The sequence below is a fragment of the Pseudoalteromonas sp. MMG005 genome (genome assembly GCF_018101015.1).
In the GTDB taxonomy this organism is placed as follows: domain Bacteria; phylum Pseudomonadota; class Gammaproteobacteria; order Enterobacterales; family Alteromonadaceae; genus Pseudoalteromonas; species Pseudoalteromonas aurantia.
In genome coordinates this window covers 66,707-92,723 of record NZ_JAGJEK010000008.1, presented here as the reverse complement: position 1 = coordinate 92,723, position 26,017 = coordinate 66,707, and the positions used below count along the sequence as shown (strand labels likewise).

Here is a 26,017-nt window from a genome sequence, read left to right as displayed (position 1 = left end):
ATACAACATGTAAAGAAGGTTGAGAAAGTAATGAAACTAAAGCAACTAACGGCTCTTGTAGGCTTAGCGTTGGCTTCAGGTGCAGTAATGGCAGCGCCATCTACACCAAGCCTAGATTGGAAACCACAGCAGTATTCATTCGTTGAAGTTAATCTTGATGGGAATGGATCATATAAGGATATCGTTACCGCCAAAGACGTTGTGACGATTAGTCTCAAATGGAATGCGTGGAGTGGTAGCGGTGGTGATGGCTACAAAGTTTATTTTGATGATATGTTAGTCAATGAAGGTGCACTCACTGCGGGAACAAAAGCGGGTACGGTCTCTTTTCCATACACAAAATCTGGGCGTCACACAGTTTATCTTGAACTATGTGAGGGTACTACGTGTGCACGAAGCGCAGGTAAACCCATTGTAATCGCGGATACTGATGGCGGTCACTTAGCGCCACTGCCAATGAATGTTGATCCTAACAATAAAGACTATGGTACTAAGCCAGGTATGGTAACGGGTACTTACTTTGTTGAGTGGGGCATTTATGGTCGTAATTTTGACGTTACGCAAATTCCAGCACAGAATTTATCGCATTTATTGTATGGCTTTATTCCAATTTGTGGTGCAAATGAGTCGCTTAAAGAAATTGAAAATGGTAATAGCTGGCGTGCACTTGAAAAAGCATGTGGTGGTACAGCCGACTATGAAGTTGTTATACACGATCCTTGGGCAGCAGTACAAAAAGCACTACCAGGAGTAGACTCAAAAGATCCAATTCGTGGTACTTATTCGCAATTAATGGCACTAAAACAACGTTATCCTGATTTGAAAATTTTACCATCGGTAGGTGGTTGGACGTTATCAGACCCATTCCACGGTTTTACTGAAAAAGCCAACCGAGATACCTTTGTTGCATCAATGAAGAAATTCCTGAAAACATGGAAGTTCTATGATGGTGTTGATATCGATTGGGAATTTCCAGGTGGTGGTGGTCCAAATGCTAACTTAGGCGACCCAGTCAAAGATGGACCTGCATATGTTGCGTTAATGCAAGAGCTACGAGTAATGCTTGACGGTTTAGAAGCTGAAACGGGACGTACATACGAATTAACATCAGCAATTGGTTCTGGTTACGATAAGATTGAAGACGTAGATTATCAAGCTGCATCACAGTACATGGATTATATTTTTGCCATGACGTATGACTTTTTTGGTGGTTGGAACAATGTAACAGGTCATCAAACGGCACTGTATTGTGGTTCACATTTAAGTACTGACGAGTGTAATGGTACAGGTCTAGACGATAACGGCGAGCCCCGTAAAGGCCCAGCATATACAACGGATCACGCGGTACAATTATTGTTACAACAAGGTGTGAACTCGAAAAAAATCGTTGTTGGTGCGGCAATGTATGGTCGCGGTTGGGAAGGTGTGCAAGAACAAAATGCAACAATCCCTGGTAACCCAATGACTGCACCAGGTAATGGTAAGTACAAAGGTTCAACCTCTGAAGGTGTGTGGGAGGCGGGTATTATGGATTATAAGAGTGTTGCCGCTAACTTAATTGGACCAAACGGCACTGGTATTAATGGTTTTGAGATAGGTTATGACGATCAAGCCGAAGGTGCATATGCATGGAATCGCAGTAATGGTAAATTATTGACTTTTGATACACCTCGCTCAGTGAAAGCGAAAGGGGCTTATGTGAATACACATAACCTTGGAGGCTTATTCTCTTGGGAAATCGACGCCGATAATGGTGATATCCTTAATGCAATGCACGATGGCTTAGCAGGTGGAGTACCAGCAAATAGATTGCCTGTCGTGACGGTTGATTCTCAAGTGACAATCGCATCAGGTACGAGTGCTGTTGTGACCGCCAGTGCAACGGATGCAGACCGTGATGCTCTGACATATAGTTGGTCAGGTGATGCAGCACTGATGTTAACTAATGGTAATTCAGCATCTGTAACGGTTGCAGTACCAGCGGTAACAGTGGATACACAATACGCATTGTCAGTGACTGTATCTGATGGCAAAGGTCAAGTGACTCGTAGTGTCGTGGTAACAGCGAAAGCGGCTGGCTCAAATACTGCGCCGGTACTTTCTCCTATAGCAGATGTGACCGTAGAAGAGTTGGCGAGTGTCTCTGTTACTGCGTCGGCCTCTGATGCAGATAATGATGCATTAACGTACAACTGGACAGTACCTGCAGGTTTAACTTTATCAGGAACCGGTGCGAACGTGTCTTTGACAGCTGGTGAAGTTGCTGTTGATACAAGTTATCAAGTAACGCTGACTGTGTCTGATGGTCAAGCTGACGCATCGCAAACGTTTAGTGTGACCGTCACAAATAAAGTCGGCGGTGGTGACACTTGGCAAGCGGATAAAGTGTATGTTGGTGGAGACAAGGTTGTTTATGGTGGTGTAAATTACCAAGCTAAGTGGTGGACACTTGGTGAAGAACCGGGTAAAGCACAAGTATGGAAAGCGTTATAAGTAAGTTGTTATGGGCTTGATATCGATGGTGTTTAGTTGGTTGACTCAAGGATGGGCCAAGCCCTAAAAAAAATGTTATATATTGAATGATTAAAGGCGCCTTTGGCGCCTTTGTTTTTATGGTATCATGTTCCATAATGTAGTGACCTACTTTATTATCTTTGGCGTATTATTCTGAAATTCTCTTCTTTTTTTCTTTTTATTTTTAGTTGGTTGAGCTTTGTTACAAGCGCTTGCACTGATACTTTTAAAGTGGGAGTTGGTACCTCGTGGCCCCCTTATGTAATGTATGATGATGTTAGGTACACAGGTTTAGATGTTGAAATTACAGAACAAGTGTTTCTTCGCGCAGGGTTTTGTGTAGAGTTTGTTAAACTACCTTCCTCAGCACGAGGAATTGTCGAGTTACAAAAAGGTGAAATCGACGTGTTACCCTCTGCCAGTTATAACAAAAGTAGAGCCAAAATAGCCCATTTTAGTAAAGGGTATCGTAGAGAAAGGATGCGCCTATTTACCCGCCACATAAACCAACCCATTAATAGTCTGACCGAGCTTTTTTCTGCGGAATACACCTTTACCGCAAACCCTGGTGCGTATTATGGTGAGGAGTTAGCACAAATATTGACCATAAAATGGTATAAACAAAGATTGTTTGAGGTTGCAAGCGTGACACAACGGATGGAGTTAGTTAAGCGCGGGAGGGTGGACTTCTTAATTGAAGATGAAATCAGTGGTTTGTATTTTAAACGGTTATTAGGCTATAAAGATATTCAATTACATAGCTATGTTGTTAATGATAACGCCATTCACTTTATGCTCAACCGAAAAAATTTTGATAATGAAAAGGTCAAGAAGGTAAATAACGCGATTAGCGAGTTAAAAGTAAGCTTGAAGGCAATTGAAGATAAGTATACCAAATGGATCAAGTCGCCTTAGCGCCCACTATATTAAGGGCGCTGACAGTTTTTCTATGGGGGTATTTACCCTAGCCGTGTAATGCAAATACTGATATAACCAAAATTTTGACCGTAGTCTTGTGCAATATCATTGGCAAATGGCGTAAATTCACCTGAACGGTTTATCCTCATTTCACACGCATCGGTAATTACAAACGCATAATCATCAAGACAGCTAATACAGCCAATAAGCGCAAACCAAGGCGTGTTCATTGCACGCTTAAACGGCGTAAACAATTCGACCGGTTGCTGTTTTACGCCAATTGTTTGGCCTGTGCGTTGCCAACCTTTAATGCCAACTTCTTGCCCTTTATCATACCAAATACTGTTTTTCTCTATATTGAATTTATATGTGGCGCCTTTTTCAAGCATGATACCGGTTAGGTTATAGTATTCAGAGGCGTACGCCCTTATAGTGATACTTTCTCCTGCTTTTAATATGGTGATATGTTGATTTTCAAGTGTGATATGGGGGCTTAACCCTGAACACATAAGATGCTCTGCGTGGCTGTTTTCAATATTGTGAGGAAGCGATTTAAGTGATTCAGGTCGATAGCTACTGATTTTATTGATCCGCGTTGCAACGCTGTGATGAATGATTGGTAATCGTTCACTTACTTGGTTTTGTTCGAGCACAGTGCATAAACGGGTAACAGATTTAAAACTACTGTGCATCCAAAAATAGTCATGTTGATGACTTATAGCCAGAGGATCAGGGCTTAATGTAAGGTCATCTTTATCAATGAGTAGCGTACCATCGTGTGGTAAGAGTGCTTGAAAATTAATGTGTTCTTGATTCAAAAGCGTCAGAGGTATGTTAAGTGTAATAAGCCAGTTTAGTGCATAACGTAGGGTAATGTCAGATAAGCCACTGCGGTAATATCCACCACCAACATCTGAATGGCAGCCAGCAAACCAAATTTCTGTGACGTGAGGCGCGTAATTAAATAATGTGGGCTCAAATGAGCGCCGCTTATCATCTAAGCTCACACAATGCAGTGCTTGTTCCACATTACTAGCGACACTGTGATCTTCAAAAATAACATGCTCAGCACCGCAGGTCGCTTTTGTTATTTTGGAAAAACCGATTGACGCGATAGTATCAAATACACATAAATAAACGCCACTACTTATATAGCGCTCTAAGCACTTTGCAAATCGTCTAGCCAGTGCCGCACCACGACTAAAGCCAATCAATAGCACTTTGTCGCCATCTTGGTAGTGATGGTTAAAGTCATTCATTGCGGTTGAAAGAATAGATCCGACTTCGGTGTCGTTAGGTGCCAGTATTTGATTGAGCAGTTTTTTTACCTCACTGCCTTGATTCCCAATGCCTGAATAATAAAAGCACTGCTGTTGTGGCAAGGCTGCTTGAGCATGAGAGTGGAGTTTGCCTCCCAGCATGAGATGCAATTTAAGGACATTACTGATCCCGGTATCTTCTTTAAAATGCTCACTACTGTATTGATGCGTGTCTCTTGGTTCACTGGATGTTCCATCAAAGTTGAAAATGAGAGTTTTGTAAGCGGTAGGGTTAGGCATCAAGAACCTCTATGTTGGTTTTCAAGTGAAGTGAAACCCAGCTGACTATGAGCCGAGAACGTAATAAAAACTTCTACAACATGATCAGATACTGCACATTAGAGTATAAAAATATGATATTTTTAGGTCACTTTATTGAATATACTGAGACCATCTTTATGGTGCATGAGCAGCAACTGCTTCAAAGCTTATCGCAACATTTTGGATTTGCCACCTTTCGCACGGGGCAAGCACAAACAATCACACAATTATTAGCTGGGCAGTCGTCTTTAGCGATATTTCCCACAGGATCAGGTAAATCCTTGTGTTATCAATTGACAGCTTTGCATTTGCCTAACTTGACTTTGGTTGTTTCTCCTTTGTTAGCGTTAATGCAGGATCAAATAGATTTCTTGCAAAAAAAAGGCATTGCAGCTGCGAGTTTAGATTCAACGCAATCAAAAGCACAGAGTCAGGCCATTATGCAGGGAATTCGCAGTGGCGACATCAAGATATTAATGGTGTCTGTTGAACGCTTTAAAAACGAGCGGTTCCGTGAGTTTATTAAGCAAATTCCTGTTTCGATGATGGTTGTTGATGAAGCGCATTGTATTTCTGAGTGGGGCCACAACTTTCGGCCTGACTATTTAAAATTACCTGAATATCGAAAAGCATTAAACATTCCATTGGTGCTGTTACTCACTGCAACGGCGACAAAGAAAGTAAAAAAGGATATGGCTGAAAAGTTTCATATTGAAGCACAGCATATTGTTCAAACCGGCTTTTACCGCGCGAACTTAGATATTAATGTACTTGCGTTATCAAATGATGAAAAGCTCACTCATCTGGTACATTCGGTAAATGCTCAAATTGGAGCGGGGATCGTATATGTTACGTTGCAACAGCAAGCTGAGCAGGTCGCTAAACAATTGCAGGCCTCAGGTATAAAAGCTGCAGCGTACCACGCAGGTTTAGGTGACGATGTACGGCAGCAGGTACAGCAAGCGTTTATGCAAAATAAACTTCAAGTCGTTGTTGCAACTATTGCATTTGGTATGGGGGTGGATAAATCTGATATTCGATTCGTGATCCATTTTGATTTACCGAAATCCATTGAAAATTACAGTCAAGAAATAGGCCGAGCGGGCCGAGATGGGCAACCATCGCAGTGCACTGTTTTGGCAAACTTGGATGGCATTGCAACGGTCGAAAACTTTGTGTATGGCGACACTCCCGAACTTTCAGGTGTTGAAACGGTTATAAAAACCATTCAATCTGAGCATCAAAGTGGTCGCTGGGATATGCAAGAGCTGGCATTATCAAAGGCAAGTAATATACGGGTGTTGGCTTTGAAGACGCTATTAGTGCAATTAGAGATCCGTGGTGTCCTCACCTCACAGTACGCGTATTACGCTGATTTTAGAGTTAAATTGTTATATACAGAACAAAAAATTCTGGCTAAGTTTGATCAACAGCGACAGCAGTTTTTACAACAGGTGTTTTCGGCAACGCAATTTAAGAAAGTGTGGGGAACGGTTGATATAGCCTCGTTAGTATCTCAGGGAGTTGATAGAGAGCGGGTTGTTTCAGCACTTGATTACCTCAGTGAACAAGGCTTAGTCGAACTAGAAAGTAAACGTGTCATGCAGGTGTATGATGTCAATATTGAACGGTTAGAGCAAGCCAATTTGGCTGAGCAACTCTATACGTATTTTAAATCAAAAGAGCAAAGTGAGTTGAAGCGTATTGCTGCGATGATCCGCTTTTTTGAACTAGACCGTTGTTTAAGTGCTAATTTGGCACATTACTTTGATGATACAAACGCTCCAGAAATGTGCGGACACTGTAGCGTATGTAAGGGGAGAGTGGCGCAGCTAATAGCAAGCCAACAACGTGTTTTGCCAAGTGATGAACAGTTGCGAACAAATGTATTTGGTTTACAAAAGCACCTACATAATGCATCTGAAAGTGCCAGTGCAGATACGGTCCTACGGTTTTTAACTGGCGTAACCACGCCATTATTTAGCAAATATAAACTCAAGCAGTTACCGGGGTTTGCCTGTTGTGAAGGCCATAGATACGCAGTGGTAACGGATAAAATTAAACAACTTGGGCTAGTTAGAGACTAGCTTATCAGGTGTTATTCAGATTGTGTTGAGTAATATTATGCTGATGATGATAAATAAAGGGCTAATGGTTGTGATGAAATTACAGATGTATACTTTTTTCGGTATTTTACTACTTAGCAGCACGCAAGTGTTTGCACAAAGCGGCATATATAACTTTGATACTATTCAAACATTAATGCCTGCAAGCGCTTTTGAAAACAATGAACGCGTGTACCCAAAGCAAAGTGATTTTAGTATTGTGCGTGCGATCCCAATGAGTACAGAGTCAGGAGAACGCGCAGCGTTAGTTGTGATAAAAAACCAAGCATCAGGTCAGCGTATTTTTGATATCAAACAGGTTGTGGCCATTATCGCTGACGGCACGCGTGTCTATGCTCAATCGGAGGATTTAAAAGTGAAGCTCTCCGGCAATGAGCAAACAACAGTGAAGTTGGAATTTGGTAAATTTGATTACCCAATAGTGAGTTTATATACCTCAGAGAGTGAGTCGTAAAATACCAATGCATGTACATATAACAAAACTGGCAGACAGTGCAGCCCGTCAAAGCAAGTATATAATTGGCCTAATGAGTGGCACCTCACTGGATGGACTCGATATTGCTTTATGCAAAATATCAGGCCATGGTCGTGCAACAAAAATAAAGGTCTTACAATTTACGACCTGTGATTATCCAAAAGAAGTGAAAGATAAAATAAGAACGGTTTTTGCTAAACCTCATGTAGATCTGGCGTATTTAACGTTATTGAATGGTTGGTTAGGGCGTTATCATGGTCAGTTAGTCATTCAAGCGCTTACGCAGTGGCAAGTTGATTCGAAAGACATAGACGTTATCGCAAGCCATGGTCAAACGATTTATCATTGTCCAGCCCACCAACATCAATATAGTGAGTTTGGCGATGGTACCTTACAAATTGCAGATGCTGATCATATCGCAGTAACCACCGGGATCACAACATTGTCTGATTTCAGGCAAAAGCATATCGCGGCGGGTGGAGAAGGGGCGCCTTTGGCACATTATGGAGACTATTACTATTTCAGTAGTGATAGCGAGCACCGCATATTGTTAAATATGGGTGGTATAGCAAACCTAACCTGGTTACCGAAAGGCGCGAAATTTAATGAGGTTGTTTGTTCTGATATTGGTGCGGGCAATACGATTATGGATGCATATATGCATCGCTATTGTGCTCAGGAATATGATAAAAATGCACAATTTGCACTTCAAGGCCGTATTCATCCCGGATTGTTAGCGCAGTTAATGAGTGAACCTTTTATTAACCGTCTGGGGCCAAAAACCACAGGGCCTGAAGTGTTTAATTTGGCAATGCTGGCAAAAGCTCAAACACGTAGTGGTACTTGCTCTTTATCACACATGGATGTAATGGCGACTTTAAATGCCTTTAGTGCCTGTGTAATAGCAAAATACATCAATAATTTGGTTGAAGATGAACCGGTAACGATTTATGCAAGTGGTGGTGGGTATCATAACCCTTTGCTCGTGAAACAAATAAAAGAAGCACTCAACGAGAATTTTGTATTTGTGAGTAGCACTGAATTGGGAATAGACCCAGATGCAAAAGAGGCGGTTTTATTTGCCATCTTAGCCAATGAAGCACTCTCAGGAGAAAGTGACCAAGTACAAGCTGCTGCGCAAGGAAAACCAATGGTTACGATGGGAAAAGTCAGTTTTCCAGATTAAAATATCGAGAGGAATGATGTGAGCACACTGGCGGCATATCTTTTTGCTGTTTTGCTCCATGGCATGCTTAAAAATGGTTTTGAAGCACGTTGTTTTACTTTGAATTGATTTTGTATTTGTGCACTAAACTCGGCTGAGTTTTTTACGGTGTTATAGATCCCAAGCAAGTTTAATTGGATCACATACTCACCATCATTACCACGCCCTTTAAGGCATAACTCAACGTGACCATTATCTAGGTGTTGTTTGGTCAGGTGACTATCAGCTGCAAAACTAGCGCCTCTGCCTGTTACAGATGTGGCAGACAGTGAAATACTATCTCCAATTTTTGCATCATAAGGTAAAATGCAATTAATCATTACCCCAGCTGGTTGATAATCAAGCAAAAGAGTGTCGTACTGCATCGCTTCTGCGCATACATTAGTGGTATGTTCGTCTAAGGTGCGTGCTGCAAAACTAAGCCGTACAGGCTGGTGGTTCATGATAGTTAACGTGTTCTGGTTATTTGATGGCGGTATTATTGATCAATACCATGACAGTTTTATGACTTTAAATGCAATAAAGCGGTTTGTGACTATTAACTCAGTATATGCAGGTGTGTTTAGGTATTAACCAGATTAATTCTGCATTGCTAATGTTATAAATTTACTTTTTAAGCATAGTTTTTTCTTAGCATGCCAATCTATTGCGTTACGCGAAGTATTTGCTCACCCACTGTAATCTCTTTAAAAGTGGGGGGCTGGGAGGTAAACTTTTGCTTGAGAAGCGCGTCAATTAGCTGTGCTTCCGTAAATGGATTTTGGCCCATAGCAAAATGCATATTGGCGGTTTCCCAGTTAAGTTGTGGTTTATAAAATAGTATGAGCTCAAAGTGATGATCAAAATGTGCGATTAATAGGTATTCTTTTTGAGAGTCTCCATATAAATCAACAGCAATAAAATTAAGCTTGGTACTATCAAATAAACTTCGATGTGCATTTTGGACGTGGCTTTGTAAGGCCACCAAAAGCTGTTTTGGGAGTTCTACCATGGGTAAGCCAATACTGCTGTCTAGCTTATCAATAATATTTACATTTTTGTGGCTTTGTTGCTGTGCGTATTCAGTTTCACCCGAAAGTACTCGATCAATTCTTTTTTGCAGTACTGTATCGTTTTGAGCGTAGGTATTTTTTAGCGATATTAGTGCCTCTTTACCAGGCATGCCTAACGAAAATGCAAAGTAATTAAGATCAATATCTTCAACGGCTATACGTCCAGAGTTAATATAAGCCATTTGGCTCGATGCTGAGATTTTTTTAAAGTCGAGTAGTGGAGATTGACTTGCAAGCAGTGCTATCACCAATAACACCCCAATCCGTGTATTTATATTACCAAGATGTTGGTACCAAAGTGCTTTATATTTGACTATCACGATACTGTAACAGGCATAATAGGCCATCAAGAATAGGCATATAAATATTCCCCATAGCCTATCAACAGATAACCCATATTGGGTGACTCGGTTGTACAGCCCATATCCACTTATCCCAACATAGGTAGGTAAAATCAAAACACCGAGCGTGAGTGCAATATATAGTGAGTTGGGAGCACTGAGTTTGTCTTTATCGTTTTGTAACGCTGTATTGAGGGTTAGAAGAATGAGCGTGAGTAAAATAAAAATTAACGCACTGCCACCATTATCCCAAAGCGGTTGTAAGCCTTGAACCATCAGTGTCATTAAAAATAAGCTACTTAGCGCAATTAAAAGAGGCAACAACGATAATGACAGTGCTTGAATGAGCCTATTGGCTGTTTTCACCACAGTGACATTGTTTTTTACTTTAATGACAGCCAATGCGTGACTGATTGATATCATAGGATAGATAAACCATGGCTCGTAGAATATGGTTTCAAAAACAGTAATATTAATAACGGCAAATAATTCGGCCCAAAGAACAAAAATCAACCAGACCATAAGTGTAAAAAAACCTGCAAAAATCAGGGTAATGGCCAGTTTTGATGCGTGGTCTATCACGGCTGCATAGTTAATACGCCAGCCTTGTGAATGCGTCACAATGGACTTTGTAAACAACAGTACTTTGAAACTGATGAGGGTCATGATCACAGCATAATTAAAACTATGAGATCCGAGGGATAAACCCGATATATCAGAGACTTGACTACCCACATATGCACCTAAGCCGCTACACATGAGAGAAAAGAAAGTCGCGTACCAAAAGTGTTTGGAGGGCGTGCTGTTATTAACACCATATATAAGAAGAGTCGGCATAGAAATCGAGAAGGTGTAGCAGGCAAACATGACAGCAGGGGAGCGTGCGATAGGCCAATTAAAGTCAATTGCTTGGTGTAATAAGAGTAATGTAAGCCCTTGCAACAAGGCAATTAAAAGTAACAATTTTGATTGAAATGGGGTTATTTCAGTATGCTTTGAAAGCATGAACAATCCTTGTTTTTGAGGGCTTTAAGCCTACTATACTATGTATTGTGAAGATTAGGTATTTCGTATTGCATTCAGCTTTGCTGAGAAGGTTTTTCTTAAATAGCCGGTTTTGCCACATCTAAAGCTTGATAGTATTTATCGGTGATCTTTTTTATATTTTGTTTATTTTTTATAATGGCCAAATTAAATGCTTGTAATTTGGATTCACTAAACATGCCAGGCCTGAGCATGTAATGGACAGGATCTTTGCGCACATTGAATCTTGTCGCTTTCACGTGACCTTCAATTTCTTTGCTATTTTTAATCAGGTAAGCACCCGTGAGTAAATCTTCAATAACGAAATTAACGCGTTTGTATTTTAATAATCGAAACCGTGCGATTGAAGCGTTCATTTCAACAACGCAGTCAGGACATTGCGCTTTAAATTTGCTAAAAGGCGCACCGTACACACTGCCTCTATTGATTGCCGTTATTGATTTTTCTAAAAATTTAGGAATAACTTTGGTTTTACCTTTCTCCATTGTGTCTGCGAGGATAAAGTCTTGGTGTGAGAACAGCTGCATGAACTCTGTTCGATAAGCGATGCTAAATTCGGAAAACCCCCTGCGCGGCGAGGTATAGCTGGCTGCAAATATAAGGTCAATGTTGTCTTTTTTAAATTCTTGAAACGCACGGCTTGAAGAAGGGAAGGAGACATATTCCCAACACAAATTGATATCTGATAGAATCATTTCAATAATGTCGATATCTAAGCCTGAAAAGCCACCGTTATTTATATAAGAATAGGGGGGCCAGTCTTTTGCTGCACTGATGCGTATTTTTTGCTCGCACGCGTAACTCAACGGCACTAAGCCTAATGCAAAAAGCGGTATAAGAAGTTTAAAGAGGGGCGTGACCCGCTTTATTGGCAAACAGGTTTGTATTATATACCGAAACATTAAGCGCCTTAGCACTGAGAACAGTTAATATCAGTAGTATAGCTATCGAGTAGCTTGAATCAATGTAAATGCGTTTCTTACTAAGAAACGCATTACTCAGGTTAATCTATGTTGAATCTACCCACGAGTTTGTCTAGTCCATCAGCTAAACTCACCAGTTTTGTCGCACCGTCGGACAGGCTGTCGGTGGAGTGACTCACTTGCTGCACCGATTCGGTCACTTTTTGAATCTGGCTATGGGTTTCATTGGCCGATATGCCCTGTTGACTTGCTTCATGGGCAATGGTGCTAATGAGCTCTTTTACCTTGGTTACACTGCTGGCGATGTCGTCGAATGCTTGATGTGCTTGTTCAGATTGGGTAATCGCATCATTCGATGCTGACACGCTTTGTGTCATTTTTTCTGATACGGAGCGAGTTTGGTCAATGAGTTTGGTTAGCACCTGCTCTATCTCTTGGGTCGCATCGTGAGAACGTTGCGCGAGGGTTCTTACTTCATCGGCAACCACGGCGAATCCTCTGCCTTGCTCTCCTGCTCGAGCAGCTTCAATGGCTGCATTAAGGGCAAGTAAATTGGTTTGTTCAGCAATTGCCCGAATAACACCCAGGATATTCGTGATATTGTTACTTTCACTTTCGAGTTGACTCATAGCCGCTGCTGAACCACTTAATGAGTCATTCAGCTGCGCAACTTGTGTTACGGTGTTACCAATTAACGTATTACCATTATGTGCGCACTCATCAGTTTGCGCAATTTCAGTCAAAGAGTCTTGGCAATTTTGGCTGACGATATGTGCCATATTGTTGACTGATTCAGTATTTGTGGCTGCTTGGTTTGCAGTGTCGGATTGACTATGGCACTGCGTGCGAATATCTGTAATTTGGGTTTCGAAATGATGGGCTGCACTGTTTAAGGTATGCGCATTTTGTTGAATATCTTTAACCAGGCCATTGATTGAATTTAAAAATTGATTAAACCATGTGGCCAACTCACTGATCTCATCATTACCAATGACTTGCAGTCGTTTTGATAAATTACCTTCCCCTTGGGCTATGTCTCTTAAGCCTTCAGATACTCGCTCGATAGGGTAAACAATTTTATTCGCCAGTACCACGGCGATAATGCCAAAAATAACCAGCATAACCAGAGCAATCATGCTGATGAGCATTGACATACTATAGGCCGAAGAAAGGATCTCCTCCTCATCAATGATTGCAACAAATCGCCAATTGAGTTTATCTGAGTGATAACGTTTTGCAGTGACCGTTTTTTGCTCTGTTTCAATAGATAAAAACGGCTGGTTACCGGCAGCTCCCAGTGCTTTATATAGCGGCGAATTCAACTCTTTCATATTTTTAAAGTTGTTATCTGGGTTTTTAGGATCGGCAAGGATCACACCATTGCCATCCATTAAAATTAAATAGCCCGTTTCACCTAAACGAATGTTGCTGACTATGTCAGTGAGTGTTGATAAGGTAACGTCTAAAGATTGCACACCGGCAAAGCTGCCATTTTTGTATATGCCCGTTGCTACTGACACCATAGCCTGGCCTGTGACACCTTGGTAGGGTTCAGTAATAATAACGTCGCGAGGGGACTTTTTCGCATTTTGATACCAAGGGCGTTTCCTAGGATCATAACCACCCAAAGGTTCAGCAGGATATTGAATAAACCCGCCCTTCTCAGAGCCTAAATAAACAAATAAAAGCTCTTCATGGGTTACGCCAAACGCTGTGAATAGTTCAAATATTTCAGCTTCTTGCACGCCATTCTCAAGTGGTGCCATCATTCTTTCAGGCCCAATGTAGGTGCTTATATCATCAGGAATATTACTGACCAGCTTACTTTGCGCTAAAAAACGTGCGTTATTTTTCATTTGATCGAAGAACAGCACAAACGTATTTTCGACCTGGCGAATTTCATTACTGGAGGAGTCTAAAAATTGCTCCAAAGATTCCTGCTTAGTTTGAGAAATACTCACCAATGAAATGGCTAAAATGGGCACTATCACCGTTAATAGAAAACTCACTATGAGCTTTTGACGCATTCTCATCTGATACTCCCGAGATTGTTTGAATATTGGTTACATTTGTTATGTGATTATGTGTAACCCATTAAATTATACATACAATCGCAGATTTTGCTGGTTTTGTACAAAAATACACAATAAATAGTTGACGGGAAGGCGTCGCTTTATCTATACAGGCACTCAGTTTATATCGTGCTTTTTCATTAGTTTATAAAAGTCTGAGCGGTTTCTTTGCGCTAGCTTTGCAGCTTCGGCAACATTCCCCGAACACAGGGACAACACTTTTTGTATATACTCCTGTTCAAATTGTTTTTTTGCATTGTTTAGCCCTTGAAAGTGATGCTCTGATTGCAAAGGTAGCGCGTTTGTCATGATATCCTCGGTGATGAGTTTATTGCTACTGAGCACCACAGCGTGTTCACAAACATTGTGAAGTTGACGAATATTACCAGGCCAATGGTAGTTTATTAAATGTGTCATAGCTTGTGGGCTTAGGTGTTTTTCGTGTGCACTGAGTGTTTCTACAAACTGTTCAGCAAGTAGGATAATGTCTTCGGGCCGCTGGCGTAATGCAGGTAACGTAATGGAGACCACATTCAGTCGGTAATAGAGATCTTCACGAAACTCTTTGTTAGCCACAGCTTGCTGTAAATCTTTGTGACTGGCAGATAAAAAACGGACGTTGATTTTATGTTCAATATGCGACCCCAGAGGCCTAACAGTACGTTCTTGTAATACACGTAAAACCTTTACTTGTAGGTCTAACGGCATATCACCAATTTCATCTAATAAGATGGTTCCGCCATCGGCGCTTTGTAGTAACCCCGTTTTATCGCTAATGGCACCTGTAAACGCGCCTTTTTTGTGGCCGAATAACTCGGATTCTAACAGGTGAGCGGGTACCGCAGCACAGTTAATGGCGACAAATGGTCCATTGGCGTGCTCACTTGCTTGATGAATGGCTTTAGCTGTAACTTCTTTACCTGTACCACTTTCACCTTGGATGAGAATATTTACATTACTTGGCGCGAGTGCCTGAATATGCTTTACCACTTGTTGCATTGCTGAACTTTGATAGGTAATGCCAAAATAACGCTGCTGATCAGTGATGACACTGCGCGTTTGGGTGTGCTCTAATGCATTTTCTATGGTTGACAACAAAGCTTGGCTATCAATTGGTTTGCTTAAAAAGCTCAAAAAACCTTGCTGTATGGCATCTACCGCGTCAGGAATTGAGCCATGTGCGGTCATCATAATCACCGGAAGGCCAATATGGTGCTTTTTAATGTTGTCAAATAACTCAAATCCATCCATATGGGCCATTTTTAAATCGGTGATCACAATATCAATGACTTCTTGGCGCAGAATTTTTAACGCCTGTGTGCCTCGGTGAGCACATAGGGTGTGATAGCCATTAGCGAGCAAGCGCATAGCTAATAGCTCCGCAAGGGCGTGGTCGTCGTCAACAAGTAAGATGGTGGCTAAACTCAAGCTGTTATTCCTCTATTGAATTCGCGTTATTATCGGTTTGTGTTGCATTGAGGTGCCTAAGCTCGATGAGCGCAAGTTGACGTTTTAATTCAGCGAGCGCATTTTGCGTAACAGATAACTGCTGCTTTTCTTTCTCCAGTGCTTTGCGTAATTTAATATTTGCTAACCTTTGCTTTCGTAACCGTTGTGTATTGAACTTAAGTGAATCGAAATAAACTCGGTATTCATCTGGCCAGTTATGTGAACGTTTAAACTGTTTTAACAGGCGCAGCTGTGTTGTCGTCGAGCGTGTGTTACACCAATCAGTGAAGAACGTATTAATTTGTTGGTATTGCTCAAAATGCGCGGGAAGTTCACTGTTGTGAGAACATGCATTTTTTTGTGTGCTCATCAGTGTTGCCAACGGCGCATAAGTAGGAGAAGACACCTCGAGGGGCTGTGTGGGTGCTAGCACAGGGCTTGATTGGCAGGCACTTAACAAAAAAGTGAGGATGAAGAGTATGATAATACGCATTATTGACTGCCTTCCACTGGAAATTGTACGCAGATATGGGTGCCACTTTCTACGTTATTAAATTGAATGTTGCCCTTGAGTTGCTTGACGGATTCTTCAACAATGGCAAGTCCAAGGCCACTGCCTGAGTGGCTATGACTGTGTTGGCCTCTGAAAAATGGCTGCATGAGTTGCGCAAGCTCTGAAGATTCAATGCCAATACCATCATCCACAATAGAGAATGTCGCGATGTGGTTTTGTACCGAGAGGCTAACTTGCACTTTATGCTTGGCATATTGAAGCGCATTGTTGATAAGCTGGATTAAAATGAGTTTACAAGGCATATACGGGAGCCCCTCTGTTGAATCACTTATTTGCCAGTCGATATGTTTAGTGTGAGACAGTGAGTGCGTGCCAAACTGGGTTTGTAAGTCTAGCGCCAGCGAGTTCAAGGCCTTTCTCTTTTGTTGATGTAAAGGGTGACTCGCCGCACTGTAATTAAGTAAGTCATCAATCAGTATATTCAGCCGCGTTAACGACGTATCCATTATTGTTACGATTCTTTGTTGTTGCGGGTTGAGAATCCCTATGTCATCACTTTGTAACAGGCTATTCCCTTCGCTTAACGACGATAACGGGGTTTTTAACTCGTGACTGACATGACGTAGGAAAGAGTCTTTTTGGGCATGACTACGGTGTAGTTCATCATTGAGCCAGCTGAGCTTCTGGCCAAGTTTACTTAACTCATTGCTGCCATGTAACTCAATTTCACCCGAATACTTGCCATCACCCAAGCGAGAGAGTGTGTGCTCAACTTTGTACAGTTGTTGAGTAACGCGATGAATGAGCGCGAGGCTGATCATAATAAATACAGGGAGTAAAATGAGCAATAAAGCTACAAACCAATGATTCGCATATGAAATATTGGCGCGCTTGGCGGCTAGACGGATTGCCAGTGCTTGGTGAAAGAGCTTTTCGGTCGTGCTGAGTTGGTAATGTAAGTCTTTATAACTAACAAGGTGAGAATCATAAATGGGCACCAGCGAAAGTACTTGTTGCCAATTGGCAACAAGTGCTGTTTCTACAATGGCATTTTTAAGTAAAATAATGCGTTTATGGGTCATTTTCCACTTATTTTCGATACTATTTTGTAGTGCAGGGCTATTGAGTAAATGATTATTTTTTTGTGCTTTTTCTAATGCAGAAATGTCTTCCTTTAACGAGGAAAACTCTAATATAAGTTGATGATTATTAACGTAAGCCTGATGCATTCTTTGTTGTTCAGAAGACACATGGTTTGCATACCAAATCGTCAGTGCAATAATGGGAATGAGTGCCACAGCCAGTGCCAATTTAGCCTGAAACCCCAAAGAGCGAGAAAAAAAATTTTCCTGCGATTTTTTAAGCTTTATAAATGGCGGAGCAACCTGTTTTTTTAACTTATCAATCGTCATATGAAATACTGTTCCGAGACACGCAGTCGCCAAATAGCAACTACATAACCTATTGATTTTTATAAATAACGCGAATTTTGCGCATTTGTATGTTGCTATTTAGCAACAGTCACACTTAATCCTTCCTGAATTAAGCACGGTGCTAATTCATAACTCACTGACTTAAATAGATTTTTAATATATGGCACCAAAGTTGAAATAATGACTGTGAATTCAATGAACTGTGTTTGTAATGTGCAGTTAGATACTCAACTTTGGAGTAATACGATGATGAAAGCAGCACTACTGATACTGACGGTATCTATATCAACAGGTGTCATTGCTAACTCTGAGTTCACGCAATTAGATACGAATAATGACGGCGCTATTAGCTTGAGCGAGTCAAAGGCTAACCCAAGTGTCATGGCGCAATTTAAAGATTTGGATACCGACAATAATGGTCGATTATCAAAAAGTGAATACAGCCACTTTGTTAAAAAATAACGTGGTGGTTAGGTCGACAGAACAACATGCTCAAATATAAAAGAGGATACAACATGAAATTAGTCCACGCCTTTACGGCAACAACATTGATGTTTGTCAGTGCATTAAGCTTTGCATCTGGACTGACATTTGCTGATTTAGATTCAAACGACGACGCCCTAATAAGCCAAGAAGAAGCCTCGGTAAACATGCAATTAAGTGCACAGTTTTCGGCGCTTGATTTAGACAAAGATAAGCGACTTACTAGTCGTGAATTTTCAAATTTTAAATTATAGGTGATGATATGAAAATGCTTAATGTGATGGTTGTTGGCGTGTTAACAGTTATGAGTATGAACGCGCTAGCTGACGATTTCAGTGACTTTGATTTAAACCAAGATGGCTTTATTAGCCAAAGTGAGGCGGCCATATCTGATACGTTAACGTCTCAATTTATGCGTTTAGATACCAATAAAGATGGCAAGTTATCTAAAAGCGAGTTCGCACATTAGATACTTGATTACGCATTGATTTATGACAACAGACGGAGAGTTCAATGAAGATATTTACAGCATTATTTACCACAATCTTACTAGGTGTATCTCATGGAGCGATAGCGAGTGATTTCTCATCACTTGATAGTGACAAAGATGGTTTTATTAGTAAAAGTGAAGCGGCACATTCGGAGTCACTGTTAAAAGTATTTGATTTATTAGACAGCGATAAAGATGGCAAGTTGTCGAAAAAAGAGTTTCATCAATAAGTAGCCTCCCGTACTACTTGACGCACAAAGCCTAGGTATGACCTAGGCTTTTTTCGCTTTTATCAGAAGCGATATGTGATATTGGCACTCACTTGAAATTGATTGAGTGTATCACCATCGAAATGCCAGCTACACATGTCGGTTGTTGCCGGATCTGAGTCACAGGTGACTTTAGATTTATTCTTTACGATAGTCGCTAACCAACGTACTTCAGTTCCCACGCTTAAGCTGTCTAACACTTGATATTCTAAACCGCCAAACAACCCGGATGCGAAGAACGAGTCAGCGTCAGCGAAGTTGGTATCAAGACGGTTAACCCCTAATTGTAAACCTAAATATGCGTCTAGATTATTGTAAATTGGGCGGTATACCGCACTTTGAAACAACAAGTATTCCATTTTCACTTTATGTTGCGTACTGCCTTCTAATTCACCTTCATATTCACTATAAAATAAACCATATTTGGTATCGGCCTCATGCCAATCAACACTGAAACCGTAATGACTGTCGTCAGACAATTCATGTTGCTGAAATTTAGAGGTGGTTAAAGTTTGACTATACGTTTGACCAGCATAAGCGGTAATTCCCACCTCTGCGTGGCTTGCGTGAGACGTAAGTAATAAGCCAACAATGCTAGCAAGTATAAGTTTTTTCATGAAATATCCTTTTTAAGAATGTCATGGTGTATGAAATTTTGCGCCTAGTATACGAGATAATCGCTTAGATGCCATTGAATAAAGGTAAGATTATGTAAAGGCGCGGGGTGATAGCACAAAAACTGTCAATATATTGATAAGCACTTTAGTGATAGACTCGGTACGCTTTTGCGGATGTTATGGAAAACTTATTATCTACAATCCGTTAACTATAGTAAAATTAAATATGTTTTAACACCTTCAAAGGAACAAATATGACTATTAAGACAAAAATTTTTTTTCTGTTCATATTATTTATTGGGCAGAGCACATTCGCATCTGAAAATAGCCAACTTACTGAAAGTAATAAACTTGGTCTAATGCAACTCTTGTATAATCAGACTGCTATACCAGCATTGAGAAAGTCAACTAATGAACTGTATAGTAGGTTAAGTTCAGATCCTAAAGTAGCAAATCATTTATTAGTTGATTATTACATTCCATACTCAGAAAGTGCAGAAATAAGAGGTGCTAGAATCGATGAAGATTATGGCAAGTTCTTAGTAAGTATTAGTGGAGAGATGAATGCTGAGCAGAACGTAGGGGAGCACTTAGGTAAAGTTGCATTCTCTAAAGCATTATCTTCATCTAGTGCCGTTGCTAACACTTTTAATATGGAAGTTACTGATTATGGTCCAGATTTAAGTAACGATCAAAGGAAGGCACTTGTGTTTGCATTATGGAAGCTATCGTTTAATGATGATCTTAGGCAGCAACTGTTAACGACAAAAGATGTGGAAGGTAAAACATTATTACTATCAGCAATTGAAGTTAATGGTTATTCGTTAGATCGGAGAACATCGAGATGGATTGCTCATCAATTAAAGTCTCAATCTAAAGGTCAGTTAGAAAATTTTCTGGGTTACAACCTTTATGCCGCAACTTGGTAAGTTTCTACTATTAACTTTGCTATTGATCAGCAGTTTTTCTGCTGATTCAATAGGTAATCGCCAACTTCCGATACTAGACTGTAAAGAGTATTCATCCATAGAGAAAAGGCCTAGTCCTTGTTTTCCTGGTGGAATAAGTCGTGGCCAAATTGGAAATGATCAAGGTTTTTTAACTTATTCCCTAAAGCAATTTTACGCTATTAATTGGCCTTCAAATGATGGCAAGATAATTGAAAGTGGTTCAAAAAATTCATCTATTCGTTACTTTCCTTACTGGTTAACTTGGTATGTTCGAGATACCAGTTCGAGACGTTTCTATAAGTCATCTGACTATTTGGAAACATATAGAGTAATAGATAAACACTGTTCTGATCTGGAATTGAATAAGGAAACAAAACACCGAATAGTTTCGGGAGAGTTTTTGATCGTATCGTCATCAAAATCGCCCCAAGGAGAAATGCTCTTTGATAGGAAAGGAAAGGAAATATTTTACAAAACGCATATTAACCCTACTGCGTTTAACGCATATATTAATACTGCAAAAGGTACGAAGCTCAACTTTCCTACAGGAAAAGACCACAGTATATCGGGGGAGCGTGGTGCTGTCGTACTTAAGTCAGCATGGAAAGAGGTTGATCCAGACGACCCTAATACTTATGTAACAGTTCAAGCATTAATACTTGAAGAAGACAAATTGAGTAAGCCGTGTAATGTGGTTGAACTTGCTTTAATAAGTCTTCATGTCGCAAGTAAAATGACACCATTGACTTATATAAAGGAATTTTATACCTATGCGGACCAAATGAAACGTAAATTTTTAGATGCATCTTCATGGTCCTGGGCAACCTACGAGCATCGATACAACGCCCCAACGATAACATCTTTCTTAGATATACAAGCGAGTCAAAAGCAATATTGGTCTCTTTTTGATGTTAATAAGCTAAATATTAACATGATTAAAAAAGAATGCTTTGGTGAAAATAATAAAGTTGATTTAATGAAATTGACACAAACGGCATGCCTTTTGAATAAACCTCTGAGAAATAAGACAGCAATTATACGGCTGAATCAAGAAAACCGAGTTTTAAATATAGAAAATGTGTCATTACAAGCATGTGAAAAATGCACTAAGTTAGAGAATGGTAAGTATGTAGATTCTTGTGATTATCTTGATAATACAGCTTGTAAGCCAGTTTTAGATGCTAGAAAAGACAACTTTCGTCATTTAAATATTTTAAGTAATTATGTCTTAGGAGATGTACAATGGGTTGATTCAAGAGGTGTAATAAGGCCTATTGTTAGTAATAAAAAAGAGTCATTGTTAAGAAATACAGCCTTAGAACCATATTCGCTTAAGTCAAACTGCGTAGCATGCCATGTTAGAGCTCAAAAAGGTGATTTTATGTTTGCTTTTGTAAAAGGGTAAGTAGTTAGTTACGTCAATATAGGTGTTTCCATAACCTAAACAAGAGATTAGATCTTAAAGGAAAAAGCCAGCTGAAAGAGCTATGTATATAAAAGGGTACATAAACTATTCTATGGTGATTATAATATTAATAGCATTATAAAATTATCACTTAGGTTCATAAGTGAGAGGGTTATCGTAGTAATAGAATTGTATTCTAATGGTTAAATCAGAGCAGCGAATGTACACTGCTCTGATAACATTCGAAAATACAATAAATAGAGGGTTATATGTATAACCCTTGTTGATTGATGGTTTGCTCATTGAGAGGTTCCTCCAGCCAGCCTAATTTAACAGGTGTTTGGTAAAGGCGCGTGTTACCTAGTTGTGGCCAGATATGACATAAGCCGGGAACGAATACCTTAGCAGTATGTATGGGCAGAGGCTGTCTAGTGTAATCCAGAACCAATGTTTCTAGTCCTAATAGTCCTAATTGCTCTGTTATGGCAATGATATCGTCTTTAAGATCGCCAGACTGAGTTAACGTATATGCTCCATGAGCAGCAGCATCGTGGGGATTCAAAAAGTCGTCATCAGAGATGGCATCGAAGTCAAACGGCGCACCGTTTTGGTCTCTAATAGGTATTAATTGGCACAGCTCCGTGAGCGCACGTTGCGCTGCCATTTCTGGTTTTAAATGACAGCCAAAACCGAAGATCCAACCTTGGGTTGTTTTGTGCTTTCCAATGGCAGCCATTACAGCGACCCCAGTGTCTATAGTTAAGTCTAATACCCAATAGTCATGATGTTCACGGAGTGTTTGATCAAGAGGGGCTAAGTAATCTGGATTTAAACGCGAGAGGTCGAAACTGGGTTTTATAAGCCGGTTGTACCACCAAATTGCAGTGGCATCACGTTCGATTAGCTCAAACAGTGCTTGTAGAATTGCTTCCTCAAGGTTATTTCCGGCAGCGCAGCCATTGGAGTTCCATTTACCGTATATATCATCGTGAAAAGGCGTATTGGCAAAGCATAAAACAGAAGGTACATAGACCGCTTCATCAGATGTCAACGACCAAACGAGTTGCCAATTTATTGCTTCGTTATGGGAATACGGTATTGATGCTTGTTTTCTTCGCGATTCACTATGAGACTCATTCGAGAAGTGCTGATATTGCGTGTCGCTATACGGGCTGATATCGTCAAAGCTGATATATCGATGAGGTAAGTCTTTCGCCTGTTTAGTAACGTATTGTTCATTGCCACAATACTGCGCATTCTTGCGTTCAATCGCTTCACATAGGGCACTGGCTTTAGATTGCTCTTCAGTAACACCTTTACCGAGTGATTTTTGTATGAAGTCAGACCCTGATATTTTAGTTGGTACTTTTTTTGGAGATTTATGATAACCAGAACTGAATATTTTAACATTAGAGTAAGGCTCAGATATTTCTTTTAATGGCAGCACGTAACCAAACTGTTGGTGAATAAAAGGCTTCAGTTTATTTATGGTTTGCTGAGCAAGGCATGTTCTTGAGCCACCGTCATTGCTATAAGTAATTTTTATGTTCCTCAGTGCTATTTTTGAAGGCTTATTATTTACTTCTTCAGGGAGGAGGAGTAGAGCGGAAAGTGAACAGGTTGAGCTTTTCTTCGAGTGTAATTCAATAACTAAAGCTTCTACTTCTGATAGTTTATTAATAGACTTCGCTAACTTTGAAGGCAAACTCGGGTAAGTAAGTAGTCGACTTTTACCAATTCCATAGTCGTTCATAAAGACATCGACAGGACGATTTCTGTTAAGTAAATTCTGATATAAAAGTAATTCCTCATTGGAGGCAATCAAAGGCGATACATAAACGCACTGTTTATAAATTTCTATAACTCTGGTTGGAAGTGTGAGGATATTATTTTTTAATGCGTTTACCCTCTCTACTAATGTACACGGAGTTTCGAGGCTAGATATGGTTGAGTGCCAAGGTGTGCTGTAATGTTTGTTAAATGAGGGGGAACCGATCATGTTGCCGATATATTGATAATCATCGTCATTAGACTCTGCTGTACTAAGCCACTCACACTTTTTTAAATTTTCGACTTGATAATAAAATAGTGCAAGCTCGTTAGGTGATGCGTATTTAATAACATCGTTTAGGTCTGTAAGGCTGGTGACATCACAAAGGTATGAGAATAAAGGGTAACTTTTTACATCAAGAACAACTTCATTTGATTGGCTATTAAGCAATACATTATGTTGGCTATCAGAATAAAATTGAAAACATGGGTTAAACCGTAATTTCATAATAAACCTATATTTTTAAATGAAAGTGTTTTTGAAGATATAAAATACTGAGTATGTGGCAAACAATGATATCTTCTGAAAAGGCGAGAGTTGTTTTATTTTTTATCAAAAACGTGACGTAGTTAATGACTTTATTAATATCATATACGCCAAGCGTTACGTTATTACTGGCTACGGCATGAAGTTCATTGAGTAGGCGATACATTGCGTCTTGCGCTAAATTAGGAGGCGCTAGAAATGGTATTTTTTGTTTCTCAACTTGAAAATCAGGAAAGTTTTTAGAATATACATCTCGGAGGATTCGCTTATTAATACCGTTGTGATATTTGAAGTTTGTAGGTAGGGAATGAAGAAACCCAACTACCTTGTTGTCTAAGAATGGTTGTCGTCCTTCAATTGAATGTGCTAATTCTGTTTTGTCCCCGAGAGCCTGCAAATTATAATCTTGAAATACAGTATTATAATGAAGCCATTGGCTGTAACCTAGAGGTGATGTTATTAGTTCATCATCAGGTGCAATTAGGTGTGATTGATAGTTTGTATAGTAATATTCATCTAATCTTAGGGAGTTTAGAGTACTTGAAATGGAGAAAGTACTAGAAGCTGCGCTTGGCGTAAAGTTTAGCCTCTTTTCTAACTTAGCTTGCCCTTTGAAAAGTTCAACTTGATTGTGCTGATACTTTTGTGGAGTAGCAATATCATGTTGAAAAAAATTATATCCCAATAGCGATTCATCCGCACCTTCACCAGTTAAGGCAATTCTGAAACCCAACTTTTTTGTCTGGTTACTGAGTAAAAACTTTGCCGCGACGTTCATATTTGGGACAATAGATTCAGCATGATATACAGCACTTTCAAAAGTGTTGATAAGATCTGATTGACTCAAAGATAAGGTATGATGTTGTATGCCTAACTGTTTGGCGAACTTTTCTGCTTTGGTGCTTTCATCTAGGGGGCTGTTTGTAAAGCCAATACTTATTGATGATGTATTTTTAGTTAGCTTACTTGCCATTGCACAGATATAAGACGAGTCAATTCCTGAGCTCAAGTAACACGCAAAATTTTCATTAGGGAGCCTTTTACTCACGGCGCTTTTAAGTAAAGTATCAAATTGGTTAATCGCGGACTCGTAATTGATGTTTAATTTTTCAAATGTATCAGGATAAGAAGGTAGGACTTTGCAATAAGAGTAGATTTGAACTTCATTATTTTTGCATTCTAATATGTGCCCAGGGGGAAGACTATAGATATTTTTGACGAAGGTTTGCTCTGCTCCAACTAGAAACCTTTCTTTTGCCATTAAATAGTTTTTGTTCCAAACAGCAGGCACACCTGTAGCTAAAAGGGCTTTTATTTCAGATGCAGCGATGAATTTTTCATTACTTTGGTAGTAGTAAAGTGGTTTGCTACCGTTACGATCCCTCGCAAGATAAAGGCTTTTAGTTTTTCTATTATAAAGACAAAGGGAAAACTCGCCGTCTAGTTCAGATATAAAGTTTACTCCAAATTGCTCTATTCCACGAAGTGCAAACTCAGTATCCGATTTTGTTCTAAATTTTGTTTTTACGACATCCAATTCACTTTTATCGTTGTAAATCTCGCCATTAACTCCAATCACCCATGGTGTACACTCTGACAGCATGGGCTGAACAGCATCTAATCCACCATTTATAGCGAGTCGATTGTGCCCAATATAGGTTTGACTATCAGTATCAATATATGTGTTAGATTGATCTGGGCCTCTATGTTTTATTGAAGATAAACCATTAATAAGGTCGAATGAGTCAACTTTACTTAGCTGGGATACTAATATTCCACACATAACTATGAATTAGCCTTTTGTTATTCAGAGCCATATG

23 protein-coding genes are annotated in these 26,017 nt (G+C 39.9%); 12 read left to right on the top strand and 11 right to left on the bottom strand.

Translation table 11 applies throughout. The features are described 5' to 3' along the window. Positions 1-30: 30 nt before the first annotated feature. On the top strand, positions 31-2,493 hold the full coding sequence (locus tag J8M01_RS07985) for a glycosyl hydrolase family 18 protein (protein ID WP_211057645.1): 2,463 nt from the start codon (positions 31-33) through the stop codon (positions 2,491-2,493). A gap of 252 nt (positions 2,494-2,745) precedes the next feature. Beyond that, on the top strand, positions 2,746-3,429 hold the full coding sequence (locus J8M01_RS07980; RefSeq protein WP_348772729.1) for a transporter substrate-binding domain-containing protein: 684 nt from the start codon (positions 2,746-2,748) through the stop codon (positions 3,427-3,429). A gap of 44 nt (positions 3,430-3,473) precedes the next feature. Here J8M01_RS07980 and J8M01_RS07975 read toward each other — a convergent pair whose 3' ends face one another. Further along, a complete protein-coding gene (locus J8M01_RS07975; protein WP_211057643.1) occupies positions 3,474-4,991 on the bottom strand; it encodes a DUF2235 domain-containing protein in 1,518 nt (505 codons plus the stop codon). 158 nt (positions 4,992-5,149) lie between these two features. On the opposite strand from J8M01_RS07975, the gene J8M01_RS07970 reads away from it, so the two are divergent. From J8M01_RS07970 to J8M01_RS07960, 3 genes are read left to right on the top strand one after another with little or no spacing between them, the layout of a single operon-like run. Beyond that, the gene (locus tag J8M01_RS07970) at positions 5,150-7,099 is read left to right on the top strand and encodes an ATP-dependent DNA helicase RecQ (protein WP_247671068.1); all 1,950 of its coding nucleotides are present in this window, start codon (positions 5,150-5,152) and stop codon (positions 7,097-7,099) included. A gap of 22 nt (positions 7,100-7,121) precedes the next feature. Next, positions 7,122-7,592 carry a hypothetical protein gene (locus tag J8M01_RS07965; protein WP_211057642.1) on the top strand — a complete coding sequence of 157 codons (471 nt, stop codon included), beginning with the start codon at positions 7,122-7,124 and terminating at the stop codon, positions 7,590-7,592. A 7-nt stretch (positions 7,593-7,599) separates the two neighbouring features. Continuing rightward, positions 7,600-8,799: an anhydro-N-acetylmuramic acid kinase gene (locus J8M01_RS07960; protein ID WP_211057641.1), complete on the top strand. Its 1,200-nt coding sequence runs from the start codon at positions 7,600-7,602 to the stop codon at positions 8,797-8,799. Here the strand turns inward: J8M01_RS07960 and J8M01_RS07955 are convergent. Next, on the bottom strand, positions 8,796-9,281 hold the full coding sequence (locus tag J8M01_RS07955) for a hypothetical protein (RefSeq protein ID WP_210995236.1): 486 nt from the start codon (positions 9,279-9,281) through the stop codon (positions 8,796-8,798). The genes J8M01_RS07960 and J8M01_RS07955 overlap by 4 nt on opposite strands. On the opposite strand from J8M01_RS07955, the gene J8M01_RS24205 reads away from it, so the two are divergent. After that, positions 9,280-9,411 (top strand): hypothetical protein, encoded by a 132-nt coding sequence (locus J8M01_RS24205; protein ID WP_282100519.1) that lies wholly within the window; start codon positions 9,280-9,282, stop codon positions 9,409-9,411. The two genes, J8M01_RS07955 and J8M01_RS24205, sit on opposite strands and share 2 nt — an antisense overlap. A 70-nt stretch (positions 9,412-9,481) precedes the next feature. Here J8M01_RS24205 and J8M01_RS07950 read toward each other — a convergent pair whose 3' ends face one another. The 6 genes from J8M01_RS07950 to J8M01_RS07925 all read right to left on the bottom strand — a co-directional run bounded on the left by J8M01_RS07950 (position 9,482) and on the right by J8M01_RS07925 (position 17,645). Then, on the bottom strand, positions 9,482-11,236 hold the full coding sequence (locus J8M01_RS07950) for a DUF4153 domain-containing protein (RefSeq protein WP_211057640.1): 1,755 nt from the start codon (positions 11,234-11,236) through the stop codon (positions 9,482-9,484). 98 nt (positions 11,237-11,334) lie between these two features. Then, complete coding sequence (locus J8M01_RS07945) at positions 11,335-12,177, bottom strand: transporter substrate-binding domain-containing protein (protein WP_211057639.1); 843 nt, start codon at positions 12,175-12,177, stop codon at positions 11,335-11,337. A 101-nt stretch (positions 12,178-12,278) separates the two neighbouring features. Then, positions 12,279-14,231 (bottom strand): methyl-accepting chemotaxis protein, encoded by a 1,953-nt coding sequence (locus J8M01_RS07940; RefSeq protein ID WP_211057638.1) that lies wholly within the window; start codon positions 14,229-14,231, stop codon positions 12,279-12,281. Between the two features lie 156 nt (positions 14,232-14,387). Then, entirely contained in the window at positions 14,388-15,698 is a 1,311-nt protein-coding gene (locus J8M01_RS07935) for a sigma-54 dependent transcriptional regulator (protein WP_211057637.1), read from the bottom strand. A 4-nt stretch (positions 15,699-15,702) separates the two neighbouring features. After that, positions 15,703-16,089, bottom strand: a complete 387-nt coding sequence (locus J8M01_RS07930) for a hypothetical protein (protein WP_211057636.1) — start codon at positions 16,087-16,089, stop codon at positions 15,703-15,705. 122 nt (positions 16,090-16,211) lie between these two features. After that, positions 16,212-17,645, bottom strand: coding sequence for a HAMP domain-containing sensor histidine kinase (locus J8M01_RS07925; RefSeq protein WP_211057635.1), 1,434 nt, complete (start codon positions 17,643-17,645; stop codon positions 16,212-16,214). 201 nt (positions 17,646-17,846) lie between these two features. Between J8M01_RS07925 and J8M01_RS07920 the strand changes: the two genes are divergently transcribed. The 4 genes from J8M01_RS07920 to J8M01_RS07905 are packed head-to-tail and all read left to right on the top strand — an operon-like array spanning position 17,847 to position 18,869. Continuing rightward, positions 17,847-18,128, top strand: a complete 282-nt coding sequence (locus tag J8M01_RS07920) for an EF-hand domain-containing protein (RefSeq protein WP_247671059.1) — start codon at positions 17,847-17,849, stop codon at positions 18,126-18,128. A 53-nt stretch (positions 18,129-18,181) separates the two neighbouring features. Beyond that, the gene (locus J8M01_RS07915) at positions 18,182-18,403 is read left to right on the top strand and encodes an EF-hand domain-containing protein (protein WP_211057634.1); all 222 of its coding nucleotides are present in this window, start codon (positions 18,182-18,184) and stop codon (positions 18,401-18,403) included. An 8-nt stretch (positions 18,404-18,411) separates the two neighbouring features. Continuing rightward, positions 18,412-18,618, top strand: a complete 207-nt coding sequence (locus J8M01_RS07910) for an EF-hand domain-containing protein (RefSeq protein WP_210995243.1) — start codon at positions 18,412-18,414, stop codon at positions 18,616-18,618. Between the two features lie 44 nt (positions 18,619-18,662). Then, a complete protein-coding gene (locus J8M01_RS07905; RefSeq protein ID WP_211057633.1) occupies positions 18,663-18,869 on the top strand; it encodes an EF-hand domain-containing protein in 207 nt (68 codons plus the stop codon). A gap of 62 nt (positions 18,870-18,931) precedes the next feature. Here J8M01_RS07905 and J8M01_RS07900 read toward each other — a convergent pair whose 3' ends face one another. Then, positions 18,932-19,525 carry a hypothetical protein gene (locus J8M01_RS07900; RefSeq protein ID WP_211057632.1) on the bottom strand — a complete coding sequence of 198 codons (594 nt, stop codon included), beginning with the start codon at positions 19,523-19,525 and terminating at the stop codon, positions 18,932-18,934. A gap of 254 nt (positions 19,526-19,779) precedes the next feature. Here J8M01_RS07900 and J8M01_RS07895 point away from each other — a divergent pair, with 254 nt between their 5' ends. Further along, complete coding sequence (locus J8M01_RS07895; protein WP_211057631.1) at positions 19,780-20,454, top strand: hypothetical protein; 675 nt, start codon at positions 19,780-19,782, stop codon at positions 20,452-20,454. After that, positions 20,438-21,880: a hypothetical protein gene (locus tag J8M01_RS07890; protein WP_211057630.1), complete on the top strand. Its 1,443-nt coding sequence runs from the start codon at positions 20,438-20,440 to the stop codon at positions 21,878-21,880. Before J8M01_RS07895 ends, J8M01_RS07890 begins: the two co-directional genes overlap by 17 nt. A gap of 265 nt (positions 21,881-22,145) precedes the next feature. On the opposite strand, the gene J8M01_RS07885 is transcribed toward J8M01_RS07890, so the two are convergent. Together J8M01_RS07885 and asnB are read right to left on the bottom strand one after the other, a co-directional pair. Then, positions 22,146-24,158 (bottom strand): YcaO-like family protein, encoded by a 2,013-nt coding sequence (locus J8M01_RS07885; protein WP_211057629.1) that lies wholly within the window; start codon positions 24,156-24,158, stop codon positions 22,146-22,148. A 7-nt stretch (positions 24,159-24,165) separates the two neighbouring features. Next, on the bottom strand, positions 24,166-25,980 hold the full coding sequence (asnB, locus tag J8M01_RS07880) for an asparagine synthase (glutamine-hydrolyzing) (RefSeq protein WP_211057628.1): 1,815 nt from the start codon (positions 25,978-25,980) through the stop codon (positions 24,166-24,168). Positions 25,981-26,017 lie beyond the last annotated feature (37 nt).

What these genes read in the sequence shown, in the direction of transcription:
- J8M01_RS07985 (WP_211057645.1), top strand. Translation starts at nt 31, where the DNA reads ATGAAACTAAAGCAACTAACGGCTCTTGTAGGCTTAGCGTTGGCTTCA.
- J8M01_RS07975 (WP_211057643.1), bottom strand. Translation starts at nt 4,991, where the DNA reads ATGCCTAACCCTACCGCTTACAAAACTCTCATTTTCAACTTTGATGGA.
- J8M01_RS07970 (WP_247671068.1), top strand. Translation starts at nt 5,150, where the DNA reads ATGGTGCATGAGCAGCAACTGCTTCAAAGCTTATCGCAACATTTTGGA.
- J8M01_RS07960 (WP_211057641.1), top strand. Translation starts at nt 7,600, where the DNA reads ATGCATGTACATATAACAAAACTGGCAGACAGTGCAGCCCGTCAAAGC.
- J8M01_RS24205 (WP_282100519.1), top strand. Translation starts at nt 9,280, where the DNA reads ATGATAGTTAACGTGTTCTGGTTATTTGATGGCGGTATTATTGATCAA.
- J8M01_RS07955 (WP_210995236.1), bottom strand. Translation starts at nt 9,281, where the DNA reads ATGAACCACCAGCCTGTACGGCTTAGTTTTGCAGCACGCACCTTAGAC.
- J8M01_RS07950 (WP_211057640.1), bottom strand. Translation starts at nt 11,236, where the DNA reads ATGCTTTCAAAGCATACTGAAATAACCCCATTTCAATCAAAATTGTTA.
- J8M01_RS07945 (WP_211057639.1), bottom strand. Translation starts at nt 12,177, where the DNA reads ATGTTTCGGTATATAATACAAACCTGTTTGCCAATAAAGCGGGTCACG.
- J8M01_RS07940 (WP_211057638.1), bottom strand. Translation starts at nt 14,231, where the DNA reads ATGAGAATGCGTCAAAAGCTCATAGTGAGTTTTCTATTAACGGTGATA.
- J8M01_RS07930 (WP_211057636.1), bottom strand. Translation starts at nt 16,089, where the DNA reads ATGAGCACACAAAAAAATGCATGTTCTCACAACAGTGAACTTCCCGCG.
- J8M01_RS07925 (WP_211057635.1), bottom strand. Translation starts at nt 17,645, where the DNA reads ATGACGATTGATAAGTTAAAAAAACAGGTTGCTCCGCCATTTATAAAG.
- J8M01_RS07920 (WP_247671059.1), top strand. Translation starts at nt 17,847, where the DNA reads ATGACTGTGAATTCAATGAACTGTGTTTGTAATGTGCAGTTAGATACT.
- J8M01_RS07915 (WP_211057634.1), top strand. Translation starts at nt 18,182, where the DNA reads ATGAAATTAGTCCACGCCTTTACGGCAACAACATTGATGTTTGTCAGT.
- J8M01_RS07910 (WP_210995243.1), top strand. Translation starts at nt 18,412, where the DNA reads ATGAAAATGCTTAATGTGATGGTTGTTGGCGTGTTAACAGTTATGAGT.
- J8M01_RS07905 (WP_211057633.1), top strand. Translation starts at nt 18,663, where the DNA reads ATGAAGATATTTACAGCATTATTTACCACAATCTTACTAGGTGTATCT.
- J8M01_RS07900 (WP_211057632.1), bottom strand. Translation starts at nt 19,525, where the DNA reads ATGAAAAAACTTATACTTGCTAGCATTGTTGGCTTATTACTTACGTCT.
- J8M01_RS07895 (WP_211057631.1), top strand. Translation starts at nt 19,780, where the DNA reads ATGACTATTAAGACAAAAATTTTTTTTCTGTTCATATTATTTATTGGG.
- J8M01_RS07890 (WP_211057630.1), top strand. Translation starts at nt 20,438, where the DNA reads ATGCCGCAACTTGGTAAGTTTCTACTATTAACTTTGCTATTGATCAGC.
- J8M01_RS07885 (WP_211057629.1), bottom strand. Translation starts at nt 24,158, where the DNA reads ATGAAATTACGGTTTAACCCATGTTTTCAATTTTATTCTGATAGCCAA.
- asnB (WP_211057628.1), bottom strand. Translation starts at nt 25,980, where the DNA reads ATGTGTGGAATATTAGTATCCCAGCTAAGTAAAGTTGACTCATTCGAC.